Here is a 16,463-nt window from a genome sequence, read left to right as displayed (position 1 = left end):
GCCTCCGCCCCGCCGGGCAGGGGTAGACTGGGTCCCGATGAGCGACACCGGACCCCTTCAGAGCCTGTACCGCGTGCAGGAACTCGACCTGGACCTCGACCGCCTGCGCGCAGAGGAAGCCAGCATCCCGGACGCCCTGAAAGACGCCCGCGCCCAGCAAGAACGCCTCAACAACGCCCTGGAGGACACCGAGATCACCCTCGAGGGCGTGGAAAAGCAGATTCGCCAGCTTGAGCAGGACCTGGCAGGCACCCGCGAGCAGGTGCAGCGCGCCCAGGAGGAGCAGGACAAGAACGCCTTCGACGCCCGCGCCCAGTCCCAGTACGGCAGCCGCATCCAGATGCTCTCGGAACGCGCCGAGGAGATGGAAGAAGACCTCGCGCCCCTGCGTGGGCGCCAGCGTGAGCTGGCCGGGAAGGCGGCCGACCTGCGCGCCGAGCACCGCGCCCTGCGCCCCACCCTGACCGAGCTGGAGACCCAGGACGAGGCCCGCGTGCAGGGCCTGCGCGACCAGGGTGAAGGTGCCCGCCAGGAACGCGCCTCGCTCGTCTCCGGCATCGACAGCCGCACTGTCAAGGAGTACGACCTGATCCGCAAGGCCAAAAAGGGCCTGGGCCTGGTCGAGATCCGGGGGGGCCGCTGCACCGGCTGCAACGTGATGCTCCCAGTCAACGTGCAGCAAAAAGCCGCCCAGGGCAAGCTGCCCCCCGTCAAGTGCCCGTCGTGCGGGCGTTTCTTGGCCCGGCTGAACTGAGGGGCGTTCTCTTGCGCGGCCCCTGACCCACTTTGCGGTCGGGGGCCGTATCTTGTACCCCTTTTGGGGTGACAGTACAAGTCATTGTATGAGTCCGGGGCGGATGGTAAAGTCAGTCACCGTAGAGGAACCCCCCAGCGCGGGTCTCCGCCCGTCCGTTTCCACACTGCCCCCAGCGGGCGGTGAGGGTTTTTTGTTGCCGCCTCAGCCTCAAGGAGCCGCCATGACCACCACGCCCGACCCCACCCTGCGCCACTTCGACGACAACGCCCAGCACATTGCCAAGCGGCAATACCTCCAACCCGGCGACGGCGATATCGCGGGGATGTTCCGCCGCATCGCAGCCTGGGTGGCGGGCGCGGAGGCCGGGGAGGCGCGGGAACACTGGGCGCAGAAGTACTACGACCTGATGGCCGAGAAGAAGTTCTGCCCCGGCGGGCGGGTGCTGGCGGGGGCAGGCACGCAGCACGGCAACGTCCTGAACTGCTTCGTGCAGGGGGCGACCGCCTCGGCGCCCGAGAGCTTCGACGGCGTGATGGAGGTCGCCCGCAAGCTCGCGCTGGTCACCAAGGTGGGCGGCGGCAACGGCGTGAACCTCGACGTGTACACGCCCCGCGCCGTGAGCAGCCGCCCCGACGCGGGCGTGCGCGGCTGGGTCTACATGGCGGCGGCGCACCCCGACGTGACCGATTTCGTGGAAGGCCTGATGCGGCCCCCCACCCAGCCCGACGGGGAGAAGCAGCCTGTGGCGGTGCGCAACTGGACCCGGGTGGTGTACGGCGAGGCGATCTCCGCCGAGCTGGTCGCCCTGGCGCGGCGAAACGGCGTGCAGATCGTCCGGGCGCTGCCGGGCGGGGTGCAGGCGGTGGCCGACGACATGGGCGGCATCGTCGACGCGGCCCGCGCGGTGGCCGAGAGCGCCCGGGTGGGCGTCGAGCCGCGCATCGACCTGTCGCAGATGCGGCCCGAGGGCGCGCCGATCAAGGGGTCGGGCGGCACCTCCAGCGGCCCGGTGTCCTTTCTGATGGAGATTTTCGACAACTTCCTGGAGTGGGCCAACCGGGGCGGCGAGTCGAGCGGGCCGATCAACACGCTGCGCTTCGTGTACGCGCCGGTGCTGCGGGTGGTTCGGCAGGGCGGCACGCGCCGGGGGGCCGGGATGGCGACCATCTCCATCGAGCACCCCGACGTGCTGGACTTCCTGACCGCCAAGGACCTCGACCGCGAGGCGGCGGAGGGCGACATCTCGACCTTCAACATCTCCATTCTGGTCACCGAGAAGTTCTGGCAGACGCTGGAGCGTGACGGCCTGTGGCACGTGGACGTGCAGGAGGTGCCCGGCAAGTACTACCTCTCGCCCGAACCCGGCATGTACGACGGCCGCCTGCCCGCCCTCCCCGACCGCGCCGAGGATGGGGCGCGCGGCGTGCCGCTCTACCGCAGCGCGCCGCAGGGCCGCTACAACCCTGCCGACAAACGCCCCGGCATTCCGGCGAGGTGGCTGTGGGACCAGATCGCCGAGCACGCCTGGAGCACGGGCGAGCCGGGACTGATCTTCGTGGACCGCGTGAACGAATTCAGCGCGCTGAAAAACCTGGGCAAACGCTACGAGATTCGCAGCACGAACCCCTGCGGCGAGATCCCCCTCACCGTCGGCGAACCCTGCGACCTCGGGGCGATCAACCTCGCGGCCTACGTGCAGGGCAGCTCCTTCGACTACGCGACGTTCCGCGCCGACGTGCGAACCTGCGTGCGCTTTCTCGACGACGTGCTGGACGTAAACGTGTTCGCGCTGGAGGACAACCGGGTGGCCAGCCAGGACCTGCGCCGCCTGGGCCTGGGCGTGATGGGGCTGGCCGACGCCCTGATCAAGCTGGGCCTGCGCTACGACTCGGAAGCGGGCCGCGAGACGATCTACCAGATCATGAGCACCCTGCGCGAGGAGGCGGTGGCCGAGAGCGAGCGGCTGGGCCAGGAGCGCGGCGTGTACCCGGTCTACACCCGCAACGCCAAGAAGATTCCCCACCCGGCCCGGCGCAACGTCGCCGTGCTGACCGTCGCGCCGACCGGCACGACCTCCATGTTGATGGGCGTGTCCAGCGGCATCGAACCCGTCTTCTCGCCCTTCATCTGGCGCAAGATCGGCTCGGAGTACCGCGCGCTGCTCGCGCCCCTCTTCGTGGAGCTGCTGGGCCAGTACCCCGCTCCCTCGGGCCTCGAGAAGGACGGCGGCTGGGACTGGGACAAGGTGACAGAAGCCGTCTCCGAGAACCACGGCTCGGTGGTGGGCCTGACCTTTATCCCCGAAGCCCTCCAGCAGGTGTTCGTGTGCGCCCACGACATCAAGCCGGTGGACCACGTGAGGATGCAGGGCACGGTGCAAAAGGCCTTTGACGACGGCGGGCAGCACGCGGCCAACAGCCTCTCCAAGACCATCAACCTGCCCAACTCGGCCACGGTGATGGACGTGCAGACGGCCTACGCCGAGGCGTACAAGACGGGCTGCAAGGGCATCACCGTGTACCGCGACGGCTCGCGGCAGTTCCAGGTGCTGTCCACCAGCAAGAAAAAGGAGAAAAAGGCCGAGCCTGCGGCCCAGGCCGCCGCCGAGGTGATGGGGGAAAGCGCCCGGCCTGCCCCGGCCGCCCCCCAGCCGGAAGCTGCCCCCGCACCCGCTGCGCCCGTTCCCGCGCCCACCTCCCGGCCTGCGGCTTCGGCCCCGGCGCCCGTGTACGAGCGCCCCACCCGTCTGAGCGGGATCACCGACATGGTCAAACTCACCGACCCCACCAGCGGGCACCGCCGCTCTTTCCTCGTCACGGTCAACCACCTGAACGGCAAGCCCGTGGAGGTCATGGTGATCTCGGGCCGCGCCGGAGACGAGGCGAACGCCGACTCCGAGGCGCTGGGCCGCGTCGTCTCCATCGCCCTGCAACACGGCGTGCCCGCGCAGGCGATCATCAAGACGCTGCGGGGCATCAACGGCGGGCTGTACGGCTCCTACAACGGCCGCCTCGTGGGGTCCAAGGCCGACCTGATCGCCGTCGCGCTCGACACCTTCGCCAAGGACATGGACGCCGCCAGCCTGCCCCCCCTGGCCGGAGCCAGCGTGGACCTGCCCGCCCCGGCCCCCGCCGCCGCTCTGGGTGGCGTCAGCGTCGAGGGCATGGACCCCGTGACCCGCGAGCGCTGCCCGGTGTGCGAGGAGAAGGCCGTGATCCGGGAAGAAGGGTGCTTGAAGTGCCAGGCGTGTGGATATAGCAAGTGCGGTTGAAATCGCTCAACTTATGAGTGAGGAGGTCGCAGATCTTTACACCTGCGACCTCTCCTAATTAATACAAACCGCGTCTAATTCTCTCGTCCATGAGAATGGCGTAGATATACGAGGGCGCTCGTAGGTGCTGCAAATCTTTCACTCTGTCCAAGGGCATCAGTTCCAAAGCCGCATCTATTTGGGAAGGGCCTAAGCTTTGGTTGGTGCTAGAAAGAAGAAGAGTTCGGCCGGTCAGCAAGTAGGAAAACTCCCCACCCGTTTTCTGCCGAAATTTCTGCCCTACGTGGACCTCTATCCGTCGCCAGACTTCTTCGTGAACTGCTTCATCGTAACGGTCCATGCCCCAATTTAAGCTGGGAAGTGGTACTCGGATTAGGCCGCGCCAAACCTCATGCTGTTGTCGTCACAACCCCGGAATCGGCACCGCCACCGGGCGGATGACTTGCCCCTGGCTCTGCGCGCTCTCGAGCAGGCGGGTGGTCGAGCGGTTGAGGTTCTGAATACCGCGCTCGTCGAAGCGGCCGTTTTTCAGGCTGTTGCCCACCTGCGTCAGCGACTTCTGGTAGCCCGGCAGCAGCGAGCCGATCTTTTGCAGGAAGGGGTCCTGCGTGTTGCGGGTCATCTTGATCGCCGAGTTGACCTGATAGGCGGCGAAGGCCAGGGCCACGCCCGCCTTGACGATGTTGGCCCGCTGGCCGGGGGCACCCGTCTGGAACCTGTACTCGCGGTAGGGCCGCCAGACCCAGGTGTTGAAGGCGTAATACGCCACGCCAAGGTGAAAGACAAACTTGGCCTTCTCGAAGGCGGTGGCCTGGGCCTGCTGGGCGGGCGCAGCGACCAGCAGGGCCGTGCTGAGCATCAGGGCGGAACGGTGACGGCGCATGGGGCCAAGTCTGTGGCGCGGGCCGCCTGCACAGATGAAGCGCGGGTTCATGGGGCCTGGGGATAGGCGGGGCGGCGCGTGGCACAATGCCCGCACTTTCCCCCCAAAACGAGGTGCCCATGACGCAGAAGATCGAACTGACCTCCGGGGGGCTGAGCCGCCTCCAGCAGACGCTGACGCAGGAGTACGCCCGGCTGGAGGAGGCCCGCCGGGTAGTGCAGGAGCAGATGGAGGCCAACGAGCAAGAAAGCCTGGGGCTGGCCGAGGCCCAGCGCCTCCTGCTGGCGACCGAGGACCGCATCGCGGAGCTGGAAGACAGCCTCGCGCGGGCGGTGGTGATCGAGCGGGCGGCGCTGGAGCAGGGCGCCAGCCTGGGCGCGGTGGTCACGCTGCTCGACACCGGGACCGGGCGCGAGCTGCGGCTGCAACTCGTCAACCCGCTGGAGGCGTCGGCCACAGCGGGCGCGCTGCCGCGCGTCAGCACCCAGAGTCCGGTGGGCCGGGCCGTGCTGGGCCGCCGCCCCGGCGACACCTTCACGGTGGACCTGGGGCGGCGGCAGGCGAGCTATCAGGTGCTGGGGGTCAGCGACCGAGCTTGAGCACCCGCCCGCTCCCGTACTCGGCCACGTACAGCTCGCCCGTCTCGTCCTCCCCGAAGGTCGAGGGGTTCTCGACGCGGCCCAGCTGCACCTTGTTCCAGCTGTTCCCGCTGGGGCGCGCCGCCCAGACGGTGCCGCTGCCGAAGTCCGCGAACACGTACTGCCCCTTCAGGCTGGGCACGGCGTTGCCCCGGTACACGTACCCGCCCGTGATGCTCTGGCCCTCGTTCCGGCCGTACACCAGCACGGGTTCGGTCAGGCCCTGGGTGCGGCAGCCGCTGGGCGGCTCGAAGCAGCTGCGGCCCTCGCGCACGTCCCAGCCGTAGTTCTCGCCGCCCCGGCTCGCGCGCGGCTGGCGGTTGAGTTCCTCGAACTCGTTCTGGCCCACGTCCGCGATGATCAGGTCGCCACTGACGCGGTCGAAGGAAAAGCGCCAGGGGTTGCGCAGGCCATACGCCCAGATGTTGGGGTTGGCGCCTGCGCGGTTCAGGAAGGGGTTCCCGGCGGCGGGTTTCGCGTCCGCGCCGCTCACGTCGAAGCGCAGCAGCTTGCCCAGCGGCGTGCCCAGCTTCTGGCCGTTGTTCTGCGGATCGCCCGCGCTGCCGCCGTCGCCCAGCCCCAGGTACAGGAAGCCGTCGGGGCCGAAGGCGAGCTGCCCGCCGTTGTGGTTGGGGTAGGGCTGCTCGGCGGTAAAGAGGGTCCGCGCGCTCTGCGGGTCGGCGCGGCTGAAATCGGGGGTCGCCGCGTAGCGCGCCAGCACCGTGTCGCCGTTGCGGTCGGTGTAGTGGACATACAGGCGGCGGTTTTGCTTGTAGTTGGGATCAAAGGCCAGCCCCAGCAGCCCGCGCTCGCCGCCCGCGCGGGTCAGGTTGCTGAGGTCGAGGAAAGGCTGGGCGCGCAGTTGCCCGCCCTGGATCACGCGCACCTGCCCGGCCTGAAGGGTGGCGTACAGCCGCCCCGAACCGTCGCCCGCGTGCGTCAGGGTGGTGACCTGCCGCAACCCGCTGACATAGGGCGTGAACCGGACCTGTGGGGCCTGCGAGGTCTGGGCCTCGGCCGGGGCGACGAGCAGAGCGGCCCCCAGGGCGAGCGCCGCGCGAACGGGTGGCAGGGACATGGTTCAGTCTGCCCGCCCAACGTGTGGAGCGACTGTAATCCGGCCCGGCCGCCAGGGGAGGAGGCCAGGAGAGGAGGGGAGAGCGGCCCGCCCGCAGGCTCCCGCTCCCCCCTCCCTGCGGCTGAGGGCGTCCCTCAGAACCCGCTGACGTTCAGGCGCCCGCCCGTCACGGTCTTGCCGCTGAGGCTGGGCGTGGCGACCACGCTGCCCAGCAGGGCGTCGCGGATGGTCTTGGCGCTGGCGCCCGCGTGGGTGCTGGCGTACAGGGCGGCGGCGCCGGTCACGTGGGGAGTCGCCATGGAGGTGCCGTTGTAGCTCGCGTAGCTGTTGTAGGGCACGCTGCTGGTGATCGCCACGCCAGGGGCGCCGAGGTCCACCTGGGTGCGGCCGTACTGGCTGAAGCTGGCGAGCGCCCCCGCCTTGTCGATGGCCGCGACCGCGATCACCGCGTCGTACCCGGCGGCGGAAGTCGTGTCGTAGTTGCTGGGGTAGGAGGCCGCCACGTCGTTGTCGGTGCCCGAGTTGCCCGCCGCCGCGACAAAGAGGATGTTCGCCTTGGCCCCGCGCACGACCGCCTCGTACAGCGCCTGAGAGTAGCCGCCGCCGCCCCACGAGTTGTTGGTGGCGACGATGTTCAGGCCGTGGCGGGTCTTGAGGTCGGTGAAGTAGTCCACCGCCTTGATCGCGTTGGCGGTGTCGCCGCCCCGGCGCCCCAGGAACTTGCCGCTGATCAGGGTGACGTTGTGGTTCACGCCGACCACGCCGCCGTCGTTGGCGGTGGCGCCGATGGTCCCGCCGACGTGGGTGCCGTGCGCGTCCAGGCTGCCGCGCGTGCCGCCGTCGTAGACGCTGTTGTCGCCGTTGGCGAAGTCCCAGCCGCGCGTGTCGTCGATGTAGCCGTTGCCGTCGTTGTCGCGGCCGTCCACCGGGTCAAAGGGGTTGAGCCAGGCGTTGCCCCTCAGGTCGGGGTGGTCGAACTGGTAGCCCTCGTCGATGATGCCCACGTACACGCTGTCGCTGCCCACCGAGCCGCGCGCCCAGGCCTCGGCGGCCTGCGAGCCGAAGGCGTTGGCGGGCGTGCTGGCGTCCCCGTACATCCCCCAGAGGGTCCCGTTCGTGAACTGCGCGTCGCTGGCGGTCGCCTGATGCTGGTAGGTCCAGTTCGGTTCCGCGAAGCGCACGGCGCCGCTGGCCTTCAGCTCGGCGATCTTGGCCTCCACACTCTTGCCGTCGGTGATCCGGGTGTGCAGCAGCGCCGCTCCGTTCACGACCGCGAGCTGCTCGAGCGACTGCACGCCCAGCCGCGTTTCCAGCGCGCCCAGGGTCTGCGCCCCCAGGCTGCCCGAAAGCTGCACGATCACCTCACCGGGAACGTACTGCCCTGCGGCCGTCACCGGGGCGCTCGTCACCGGGCTGCTGGGCGCCGCCGCCTCTGCCGAAGGGGTGGGCGCCGTCGCGCTGGGGCCGCTGCCGCAGGAACCGAGCAAAACGCCGAGGGTGAGCAGGCCGAGCAGGGGGGTACGCTTCATGGGTCCTCCGGGGGGTCAAAGGCGGCGGCTCCAGCTGGGGCCGGGAAGAGGGGCTGGGTTGTGGTGTGGGCGCGAGTCTAGGTGCCCAGGTGTGTGCGGGCCGTGATGGAGCGGGCGCGCGCGGCCCGTCACACGGGAACCTCCCCCGGCAGCCTGGCCGGGGGAGGTGGGGATACTCGGGAGAAGCGGGCGTCAATCGTCGTCGTTCTCGCCCTCGCTCTGCTCGGTCACGGTCCCGCTGTCTTCCCTGTCGTCGTCGCCGCCGCCGGGCGCGCACGCCGCGAGGCTGAAGACGAGTACGCCACCGAGCAGCCACCGCAGAAAGGTGTTCATGCTCCGAGCTTAGGAGACGCGGGCGAGCGCCGCGTGTGAGCATGTTCAGGGTGGGCCTGCCTCAGCGGGTACGCTGGGCCATGACCCCCCCGAATCCGCTGAGCCGCTACCGCACCGCCGGACCCGCCCGCCTCCAGCTTTACGCCGCCCTGTTCGGGCTGCTGGTCCTCAGCACGGTCCTGGGGCGCCGCCGCCCCGGCGACCTGGGCACCCTGGAAACGCTGCGGCGCAGTTCCTTTGCCCGGGTGATGTTCATGGACATCGGCGCCCTGAGTACCCTGGGCGCGCTGTATCTGGTGCTGAACGGCAAGACGGCGGTGCGGGTGCCCGCCGCCCTCGCTTCCCTCTTCGTCGGCTCCTTCGCGCTGCTGCCCGCGCTGGCCTGGGAGGACTGGCAGGCGCTGCGGGAGGCGGAGGAGGGGGAGGCTTGACGGCGGAGGTCTCGCGTTTTCGCCGCGTCACGAACGGGGCGGCGCTGGCGGTGCTGCTGGGCACGTTGCTGTGGCTGGCGGTCCTGTGGGCCGCGATTCCGGACGTGCTCCCGCTGCGGATGAATCTCAGCTCGCCGCCGACCCTGGGCAGCAAGGCGCGGCTGCTGTTCCTGCCTCCGCTGATGGGGCTGGTGTTCTTGACCTTCACGTACACCGAGAAAATCGGCGTCATCAACATGCCCGACCTCGGCTCGCCCGAGCGCAACCGGGCGGCGGCGCGTGAAGCCTCGGCGGGGCTGAAGTTCTTTTGCACCCTGCTCCTCGCCGGGGTGCTGCTGAGCATGCTCGCCACCTCCAGCGCTGCTCCGCCGGGGGTGGTGGGGACGTTCTTCGCCTGCATCGGCGGCGTGGGCGCGGCGATGTGGCTGGTGACCGCGCTGCGCCGCCGCTGACCCGCGGCAAGAAGGGACCGGAGGCTCTCTCCCCCCCGGTCCCACGGCCCTGAAGCCTCCTTGCCCCCGAGACCTCTAGGCCTCGGCTTCCTCGCCCTTCTTGCCGCGCTTGTACGGCCCCTTTTCCTTCCACTTCAGGCGCACCGGAATCCCGGCGAGTTGCAGGTCCTCGCGGATGCGGTTTTGCAGGAAGCCCTCGTAGGCGCGCGTCACGAAGTCGGCGCGGTTACAGAAGATGGCGAAGGTCGGCGGGGCCGTCTCGACCTGGGTCATGAAGTACATCTTCAGCTTCTTGCCGTGGAAGTTCGGCACGGCCTGGCGCATCTGCCAGACCTCCAGCCAGCGGTTGAGTTCGGCGGTCGGGATGCGGCTTTGCCACTTCTCGTAGAGCTTCATGGCCTCCGCGAGCATGTCGTGGATGCCGTAGTCGTTGATTGCCGAGGTATACACGCGCGGCGCGTAGGAGATGTGGTGGAGCTTCTGGTTCAGTTCCTTTTCGGTGCTCTTGAGATCCTCGTCGGGCACGAGGTCCCACTTGTTCACGACCACGATCACGGGTTTGCCGCTCTCGTAGGCGAGGTTGGCGAGCTTGAGTTCGTGGTCGCCCAGATCGGTCGCGTTGACGACCAGCCAGATCAAATCAGACCGTTCGATGGCCGCCTCGCTGCGCTGGATCGCGTAGTCCTCGATGGCGGTGTCGGGCTTCTTGCGGATGCCCGCCGTGTCCACCAGCACGAAACGCTGCCCGCCGTAGTCCCACTCCACGTCCAGCGAGTCGCGGGTGGTGCCCGGCTGGTCGGCCACGATGGCGCGCTCGGTGTGGGTGATCGCGTTCAGGAGGCTGGACTTGCCCACGTTGGGCCGCCCGATCAGGGAGATGCGGATGGGGGCGACCTCCGGCACGTCCTCGTCGTCGGCGGGCAGGTGCTCCAGCACCCGGTCCATCAGGTCGTCGAGGCCGCGCGCGTGCTCGGCGCTGACCGGCAGCGGCTCGCCGAAGCCCAGACCCCACAGCTCGGCCAGGTACACGTCGTGCTTGGGGCTGTCGATCTTGTTGGCGACCACGATCACCGGCTTGCCCACCCGGCGCAGCCATTCGGCCACCTCGTAGTCGGCGGCCGAGAGGCCCTCGCGCGGGTCCAGGACGAAGATCACGGCCTGCGCGCCCTCCATCGCCCACTCGGCCTTCTGGCGGATGGCCTGTTCCCACTCGTCGCCGCTCCACAGGCCGCCGGTGTCGATCAGGGTGATGCGGTGGTTGTGGTAGAGCATCAGCCCTTCCTTGGCGTCGCGCGTCACGCCGGGAAAATCGGCCACGACGGCCTCGCGCCGCCCCACCAGGCGGTTGAACAGGCTGGACTTGCCGACGTTGGGTCGGCCCACGATGGCTACCTTATGCATGTGGACGCTCCTTTCGGTGTCGCTTCCGCCCAGGCGTCAGAGGGGGGATGCGCCGTGCCCGCCGCCCGCGCTGGGGCGAATGGGGCCAGAGGCCAGAAAGTCTAGCAGGGGGAAGTGAGGGGAAGGTGGCCCGGGGCACCCCCCTTCCTCCGCACGGCGCCCCAACCCTGCCCCCGCATCCGCCGAATTCCCCCGGTTCCTATTGACGAATCCTGCATACCGCGCTATACTTCTTCTATCACCGCCCGAAGAGGCGGCTTTTTTTGTCTCTCCAGGCGGCCAGACGGCGGCCCGACCGCCCTCCCAGTTGAGGAGGGCAAAAGGCGAGCGCCGCCCCATTTGTCCGGGGCGGCGCTCGCCTCCTGAACCTCAGTTCAGCGTCTTGATGTAGGCGTGCAGGTCGGCCACCTGCGCGTCGCTGATCTGCTGCTCGGAGTAGCGGGGCATGGCGGCGCTCAGCTGGCGCTCGGGGGTGCGGCCCTCGCGCAGGGTGGTGGTGAACTGGGCCAGGGTCCAGCTCTTCGGGCCGTCGGCCTGCACCAGGCTGGGGCCGACCACGCCCTGGCCCTGCTCGCCGTGGCAGCCCTGGCAGTTGCTGACGTAGATGGCCTGCCCGGCTCCGGCGTCGCCCGCAGCCGTCGTCGGCTGGCCGGTCACGGCTTCCTGGGCGGTGTCGCCCTCGCCGGTGTTCTGGGCCTGGGCGGTGCCCACCTCGCCCTGGGCGCGCTCGCGGTCGGCCGAGGTGTTGCCGTCGGGAGCCACGGTGGCCTCGGCGCCGGTCTGGTCCACCTCGGAGGTCGAGTCGGTGCCGGTCGGGTCGCTGTCGGCCGCGCCCTCGCCGCCCGCCTGCACGCCGCCCGCGCTCCCGGTGGCCTGGGCGGTTTCGCTTCCGGCCGTCGGCTCGTCGGTGGTGGCCGCCTCGGTGCTGCGGCCGGTGCCCTCGTCGCTTCCCTCTCCCGGCTGGGCGGCCCCGCCCGCCTGACCTCCGGCCGCCTCACCCGCCGCCGCCTGCCCTTCCCCGGCGCTTCCGTTCCCGGCCCGCTCGTCGCTCGCCGCGATGGTGCCCTCGGCGCTGGGGGCCGCGTCGCCCTGCGCGCCGCCCAGACGCGGCGCGACGATCAGGAGGGCCACGCCCAGAATCACGCCGAGCGTCACGCCCAGCACCCACGACATCACGTCGCCCGCCACCCAACGGTTCTTGCTCGTCCGCTTCATGTCCGCAGAATACGCCGCCGCCTGCGGGACGTTCTGCTCACGCTTCCTTTTTGCCCGCCCCGCCCCGCCGACCGCGCCGGAGCCGGGGGAGGGCCGCTCACAGCAGGGCCGTGGGCGGGGCGGCCCGGTCCTCTTCCTCCGGCCACCACTGGAGGCGGGCGAGGTCGCAGCGGCCTGCGGGGTCAAAGGTCACGCCCTCAGCCTCCAGCAACCGCTCCTGCACGTCCCCGAAGCCCAGCTTGTGGGTGCTCACCTTGCCCTGGGCGTTGATGACCCGCTGCCAGGGCAGGTCGGTCTGGCCCCCCTGGGCTTTGCCGGCCAGGCTCCCCAGCACGAAGCCCGCCAGCCGCGCGCCCCCCGGCCCGGGGCGGCCCGAGAGCAGCGCGAGTTGCCCGTAGGTCATCACCCGGCCCGGCGGAATACGCGCGACCAGGGCCAGCACCCGCTGGTGAAAGGTGGCGTCGCTCGGCGCCTCCCCCGTCCCCAGCTCACCCGCCACGCGTCGGCTCCTTCAGCACGCCCTGCGCCCGTCCCGCCTGCATCTCGCCCGTCATGCCCCAGCCTACCTGCTGATCGCTGATGGCTGACCGCTCTCCCCCTCACCCGACCAGCATGCCCGCCAGCGTGCCGCTGAGCAGGTTTGCCAGGGTGCCTGCCGCGACCGCCCGCAAGCCCAGCTGCGCGATGTCGCCGCGCCGGGTGGGCGCGATGCCGCCCAGACCGCCCAGCAGGATGGCGAGGCTGCTGAGGTTAGCAAACCCGCACAGCGCGAAGGTGATGATCGCCTCGACCTTGGGCGAGAGGCCGCCTTCGCGCAGCACCTGGGCGAACTCGACAAAGGCGACGAACTCGTTGGTCACCAGCTTCTGCCCGATAAAGCTTCCGGCCGTGACCGCGTTCTCCCACGGCACGCCCATCACGAAGGCGAGCGGCGCGAACACCCAGCCCAGCAGGCCTTGCAGGCTCAGCCCGCCCACTCCGAACAGGCCGCCCAGGGCGCCCAGCAGCGCGTTGACCAGGGCGATCAGGCCGATAAAGGCGATCAGCATCGCGCCCACGTTCAGCGCCAGCCGCAGCCCGTCGCCAGCCCCACGCGCCGCTGCGTCGATCACGTTGACGGGCCGGCCCTCGGGGTCTTCCGGCATCTCTCCTTTGTAGTTCTGGGGGGTGTCGCGCTCGGGCAGGATCAGCTTCGCCATCAGCAGGCCTGCGGGCGCCGCCATAAAGGACGCCGCGATCAGGTAGTCGAGCCGCACGCCCAGCAGCGAGTACCCCACCAGCACGCTGCCCGCCACGCTGGCGAGGCCGCCCACCATCACCGCGAACAGCTCCGAGCGGGTCATGGCCCCGATATAGGGCCGCACGACCAGCGGCGCCTCGGTCTGCCCCACGAAGATGTTGGCGGTGGCCGACAGGCTCTCGCCCCGGCTGGTGCCCAGCAGCTTGCTCAGGCCGCCGCCCAGCACCCGCACGACCGCCTGCATCACGCCCAGGTGATAGAGCACCGCGATCAGCCCACTGAAAAAGACGATGATCGGCAGCACGTTGAAGGCGAAGATGAAGCCCACGCCCTCCAGCGCTCCGTTCGTGAGGTTGCCGAACACGAAGTTGATCCCCTGCTGCGCGTTGTTCACCACGCCCTGCACCGCGCCCGACACCGCGTCGAGCGCCCGGCGCCCCAGCGGCCAGCGCAGCACGATCAACGCGAAGGCGAGTTGCAGGGCAAAGGCCCCCAGCACCGTGCGCCAGTTCACCGCCCGGCGGTCCACGCTGAGCAGCAGCCCCAGCCCCAGCAGCACGGCCACGCCGCCCAGTCCCCACAGGATGTCGGTCATGGCTCCACGGTACGGGACAGGAGTGAGCGCCGCCCGGCCCTGCGCCGTTCCGTTAAGGCCCGGCCCCGGAAGGGGCCAGCGTGCCGCGCCCCGCCCCCGGCTGCGGCCCGAAGCGCAGCGGCGCGTGCCCCGGCTCCGCGAGCGCCGCGAACTCGCTCAGCCCCAGCCGGTCGGGCGCTTCCAGGTGGTAGCGGAAGTTCCAGAGGTAGTGCTGCACCACCCGCGCGGGCAGGTCGAGCTTCTGGCCGTGCCGGGCGGCCACCCCCGCCAGATGGCCCAGCCCCTCGCGCCGCGCTTCCCGCATGGCCCGCACCAGCTCGGGCGGCGGCGGGTTCTCGCGCCGGTAGGCCCACACCGCGAAGGTGAAGGGGTGCCCGGTCAGCCGGAACCATTCTTCGGCCAGATCGGTCACCGTGACCCCGCGCCCCACGTGCGGCAGGGCGGTCATGGTGGTCTCGGGCGTCAGCGGGCCGACCAGCCGGTACCACTCGCGCAGGGCGCTGTCCCCGATGCGCAGCACCCCGTCGTAGCCCTGGGCCAGCAGCGTCTCGGCCTCGCCCTCGGCAGCCTCCAGCGTGGGGGTCAGGCCGCGCTCCCGCAGCAGCACCCGCAGCAGCGCCACGCTCATCGCGCTCTGGCGGGTCAGGGCCACCCGGCGCAACCGCTCCAGCGGCACCGTATGAAAGAGGTTCACCGAGTACACCGGCCCCAGCACCGCCACGCTGAAATCCGGCAAGGCCTCCAGCCGGTCGGCGTGCCGGATAAACTCCACCGCGCTGATGTTGGCGATGTCCACCCGCCCCCCCAGCAGCGCGGCGTTCATCTCGGTGGGCACGCCCGTCACCGCCGTCACGCCCGGCGGCAGCACGAGCGCGTCGAGGATGGGCGCGACGTTGGTGTAGTGGATCCAGCCTGCGCGGTAGGTCATGGGCGCTTCCAGCGCAGACCGAGCAGCACCAGCAAACTGCCCAGCACCATCCACAGGACAGGAGAAGGAAAGCGCTCCACAACATAGAAATCGGTCGTGATCTGTCCGTCGAAGGGAATCATGCCCAGGGCGATTCCGGCGAGCGGTGGCAAGACCAGCAGCAGCGCACCAAGCCCCAACAAGGCCCTCTTCACGGCACCACCTGCACGCTGACCGCCTGCCACCCGCCCCCCCGCCGCGCGTAGACCCGCAGAAAGCTCTGCATCCTTTTCCCGTTCGCGTACAGGGTGCCGCGCGTGATCGCCGCGTCGCCGAACACCCGGGCCGCGTGGCGCTCGTACATCAGGGCGGCGGGGGGATTGCGGCGCATGCCTTCCAGCAGCTCGGCCCGGAAGACCACCCGGCCGTCGGGAAAAAAAGCCATCCAGTCCTGGGCGATCAAGGGCGCCATCCGCTCCGGGTCGCGGTGGTGGTAGGCCGCGTTCCAGGCGTCGTCGAGGGCCAGCACCGCGTCGAGGTCGCTCTCCGGGGAGGGCGGGGAGGAGAGGTCGAGCACCACACTAGTCCGCCGCCTCCGCGCCCGCCCCCCGGAAGACCTCCAGCTCGTGGTAGTAGGCGTCGCGCAGCACCGGCACGCGCCCGGCGTGCTGGATCATCTTCACCATCCCGGCCTGCGAGAGCGCCATCGGGGAGGTCGCGCCCGCCGCGTGCGCGATGTGTTCCTCCTGAATGGTGCCGTCGATGTCGCTGACGCCCCAGTCCAGGCTGACCTGCGTCAGCTCCGAGCCGATCATCACCCAGTAGCCCTTGATGTGCGGAAAGTTGTCGAGGTACACGCGGGCCACCGCGAGGTTGCGCAGGTCGTCGAGGCCGGTCGTGAAGTCGGTCTTGCCCAGGTTCTGCGCGAGGCTGTTGCCCAGCGGCTGAAAGGCCAGCGGGATGAAGGCGTGGAAGCCGCCCGTCTCGTCCTGAAGGTCGCGCAGGCGGTCCATATGGTCCAGCCGCTCCTCCAGCGTCTCGATGTGGCCGTAAAGCATGGTCGCGTTCGTCCGCATCCCCAGCGAGTGCGCCTCGCGGTGGATTTGCAGCCACCGGTCGGCCTTGACCTTGTTCTTGGCGACCTGAAGCCGCACCCGGTCGGCGAAAATCTCGGCGCCGCCGCCCGGCATCGCCGCGAGGCCCGCCGCCTGAAGCTCGCGCAGGACTTCCAGCGTAGGCTTCTTGCTGATCTTGGAGAGGTGCTCGATCTCGGCGGCGGTAAAGGCCTTGACCTGAAGGTCAGGAAAGTTCTGCCGCAGCTGCCGCACCATCTCGGGGTAGTACGCCCAGGGGTGGTTGGGGTGGTGCCCGCTGCTCATGTGCAGCTCGGTGATGCCGGGCAGGTAGCGGCGCCGGACCTGCTCGGCCACCTCCTCGGGGGAGTAGTCCCAGGCCCGCTCCTCGCCCTTGCGCGCGGCGAAGGCGCAGAAGGTGCAACCCACGTAGCAGAGGTTGGTGAATTCCAGCCGCATGGAATGCACGAAATAGACCTTGTCGCCGTGCAGCCGCTCCTTGGTGCGGTTCGCCAGCCGCATCAGGGCATTGAGGTCGCGGGTGTGGTAGAGCCGCATGCCTTCGTCGAAGGAGAGGCGCTCGCCCGCTTCCACTTTCTCCACGATGGGGGCCAGGGCCTGGTCGCGCAGCCACTTCATGAGCGGAGTGTACGCCGGGGT

General features: G+C 69.8%; 17 protein-coding genes. 5 read left to right on the top strand and 12 right to left on the bottom strand.

What is annotated here, in order from left to right:
- The first annotated feature begins 37 nt into the window (after positions 1-37).
- Together HNQ09_RS09115 and HNQ09_RS09110 are read left to right on the top strand one after the other, a co-directional pair.
- Positions 38-754, top strand: a complete 717-nt coding sequence (locus HNQ09_RS09115) for a zinc ribbon domain-containing protein (RefSeq protein ID WP_184028212.1) — start codon at positions 38-40, stop codon at positions 752-754.
- Between the two features lie 223 nt (positions 755-977).
- On the top strand, positions 978-4,028 hold the full coding sequence (locus tag HNQ09_RS09110; RefSeq protein ID WP_184028210.1) for an adenosylcobalamin-dependent ribonucleoside-diphosphate reductase: 3,051 nt from the start codon (positions 978-980) through the stop codon (positions 4,026-4,028).
- A 403-nt stretch (positions 4,029-4,431) separates the two neighbouring features.
- Here the strand turns inward: HNQ09_RS09110 and HNQ09_RS09105 are convergent, their stop codons facing one another.
- Complete coding sequence (locus HNQ09_RS09105; protein ID WP_184028208.1) at positions 4,432-4,911, bottom strand: hypothetical protein; 480 nt, start codon at positions 4,909-4,911, stop codon at positions 4,432-4,434.
- 119 nt (positions 4,912-5,030) lie between these two features.
- Between HNQ09_RS09105 and HNQ09_RS09100 the strand changes: the two genes are divergently transcribed.
- A complete protein-coding gene (locus HNQ09_RS09100; RefSeq protein ID WP_184028206.1) occupies positions 5,031-5,510 on the top strand; it encodes a GreA/GreB family elongation factor in 480 nt (159 codons plus the stop codon).
- Here the strand turns inward: HNQ09_RS09100 and HNQ09_RS09095 are convergent.
- The 3 genes from HNQ09_RS09095 to HNQ09_RS09085 form a co-directional block, all read right to left on the bottom strand.
- A complete protein-coding gene (locus HNQ09_RS09095; RefSeq protein ID WP_184028203.1) occupies positions 5,494-6,627 on the bottom strand; it encodes a PQQ-dependent sugar dehydrogenase in 1,134 nt (377 codons plus the stop codon). The genes HNQ09_RS09100 and HNQ09_RS09095 overlap by 17 nt on opposite strands.
- A 134-nt stretch (positions 6,628-6,761) precedes the next feature.
- A complete protein-coding gene (locus HNQ09_RS09090; protein WP_184028201.1) occupies positions 6,762-8,156 on the bottom strand; it encodes a S8 family peptidase in 1,395 nt (464 codons plus the stop codon).
- A 192-nt stretch (positions 8,157-8,348) separates the two neighbouring features.
- Complete coding sequence (locus HNQ09_RS09085) at positions 8,349-8,489, bottom strand: hypothetical protein (protein ID WP_184028199.1); 141 nt, start codon at positions 8,487-8,489, stop codon at positions 8,349-8,351.
- Between the two features lie 80 nt (positions 8,490-8,569).
- Here HNQ09_RS09085 and HNQ09_RS09080 point away from each other — a divergent pair, with 80 nt between their 5' ends.
- Both HNQ09_RS09080 and HNQ09_RS09075 read left to right on the top strand, forming a co-directional pair.
- Positions 8,570-8,920 carry a hypothetical protein gene (locus HNQ09_RS09080; protein ID WP_184028197.1) on the top strand — a complete coding sequence of 117 codons (351 nt, stop codon included), beginning with the start codon at positions 8,570-8,572 and terminating at the stop codon, positions 8,918-8,920.
- On the top strand, positions 8,917-9,372 hold the full coding sequence (locus HNQ09_RS09075; protein WP_184028195.1) for a hypothetical protein: 456 nt from the start codon (positions 8,917-8,919) through the stop codon (positions 9,370-9,372). Before HNQ09_RS09080 ends, HNQ09_RS09075 begins: the two co-directional genes overlap by 4 nt.
- Positions 9,373-9,447: 75 nt before the next feature.
- Here HNQ09_RS09075 and der read toward each other — a convergent pair whose 3' ends face one another.
- The 8 genes from der to mqnE all read right to left on the bottom strand — a co-directional run bounded on the left by der (position 9,448) and on the right by mqnE (position 16,442).
- Complete coding sequence (gene der, locus HNQ09_RS09070) at positions 9,448-10,773, bottom strand: ribosome biogenesis GTPase Der (protein WP_184028192.1); 1,326 nt, start codon at positions 10,771-10,773, stop codon at positions 9,448-9,450.
- Positions 10,774-11,142: 369 nt separating this feature from the next.
- Positions 11,143-11,988, bottom strand: coding sequence for a c-type cytochrome (locus HNQ09_RS09065; RefSeq protein ID WP_184028189.1), 846 nt, complete (start codon positions 11,986-11,988; stop codon positions 11,143-11,145).
- Between the two features lie 97 nt (positions 11,989-12,085).
- On the bottom strand, positions 12,086-12,487 hold the full coding sequence (locus tag HNQ09_RS09060) for an MGMT family protein (RefSeq protein WP_343057700.1): 402 nt from the start codon (positions 12,485-12,487) through the stop codon (positions 12,086-12,088).
- Positions 12,488-12,587: 100 nt separating this feature from the next.
- Complete coding sequence (locus HNQ09_RS09055) at positions 12,588-13,823, bottom strand: NupC/NupG family nucleoside CNT transporter (RefSeq protein ID WP_184028186.1); 1,236 nt, start codon at positions 13,821-13,823, stop codon at positions 12,588-12,590.
- 52 nt (positions 13,824-13,875) lie between these two features.
- The gene (locus tag HNQ09_RS09050; RefSeq protein ID WP_184028183.1) at positions 13,876-14,751 is read right to left on the bottom strand and encodes a menaquinone biosynthetic enzyme MqnA/MqnD family protein; all 876 of its coding nucleotides are present in this window, start codon (positions 14,749-14,751) and stop codon (positions 13,876-13,878) included.
- Complete coding sequence (locus HNQ09_RS09045; protein WP_184028181.1) at positions 14,748-14,933, bottom strand: hypothetical protein; 186 nt, start codon at positions 14,931-14,933, stop codon at positions 14,748-14,750. The genes HNQ09_RS09050 and HNQ09_RS09045 overlap by 4 nt, the downstream gene beginning before the upstream one ends.
- A gap of 8 nt (positions 14,934-14,941) precedes the next feature.
- Positions 14,942-15,307, bottom strand: coding sequence for a nuclear transport factor 2 family protein (locus HNQ09_RS09040; protein WP_343057699.1), 366 nt, complete (start codon positions 15,305-15,307; stop codon positions 14,942-14,944).
- Positions 15,308-15,311: 4 nt separating this feature from the next.
- Entirely contained in the window at positions 15,312-16,442 is a 1,131-nt protein-coding gene (gene mqnE, locus HNQ09_RS09035) for an aminofutalosine synthase MqnE (RefSeq protein ID WP_184028179.1), read from the bottom strand.
- Between the last annotated feature and the right edge of the window lie 21 nt (positions 16,443-16,463).

This window comes from Deinococcus budaensis (genome assembly GCF_014201885.1).
In the GTDB taxonomy this organism is placed as follows: Bacteria; Deinococcota; Deinococci; order Deinococcales; family Deinococcaceae; genus Deinococcus; species Deinococcus budaensis.
This window is presented reverse-complemented; position numbering and strand designations above follow the sequence as displayed.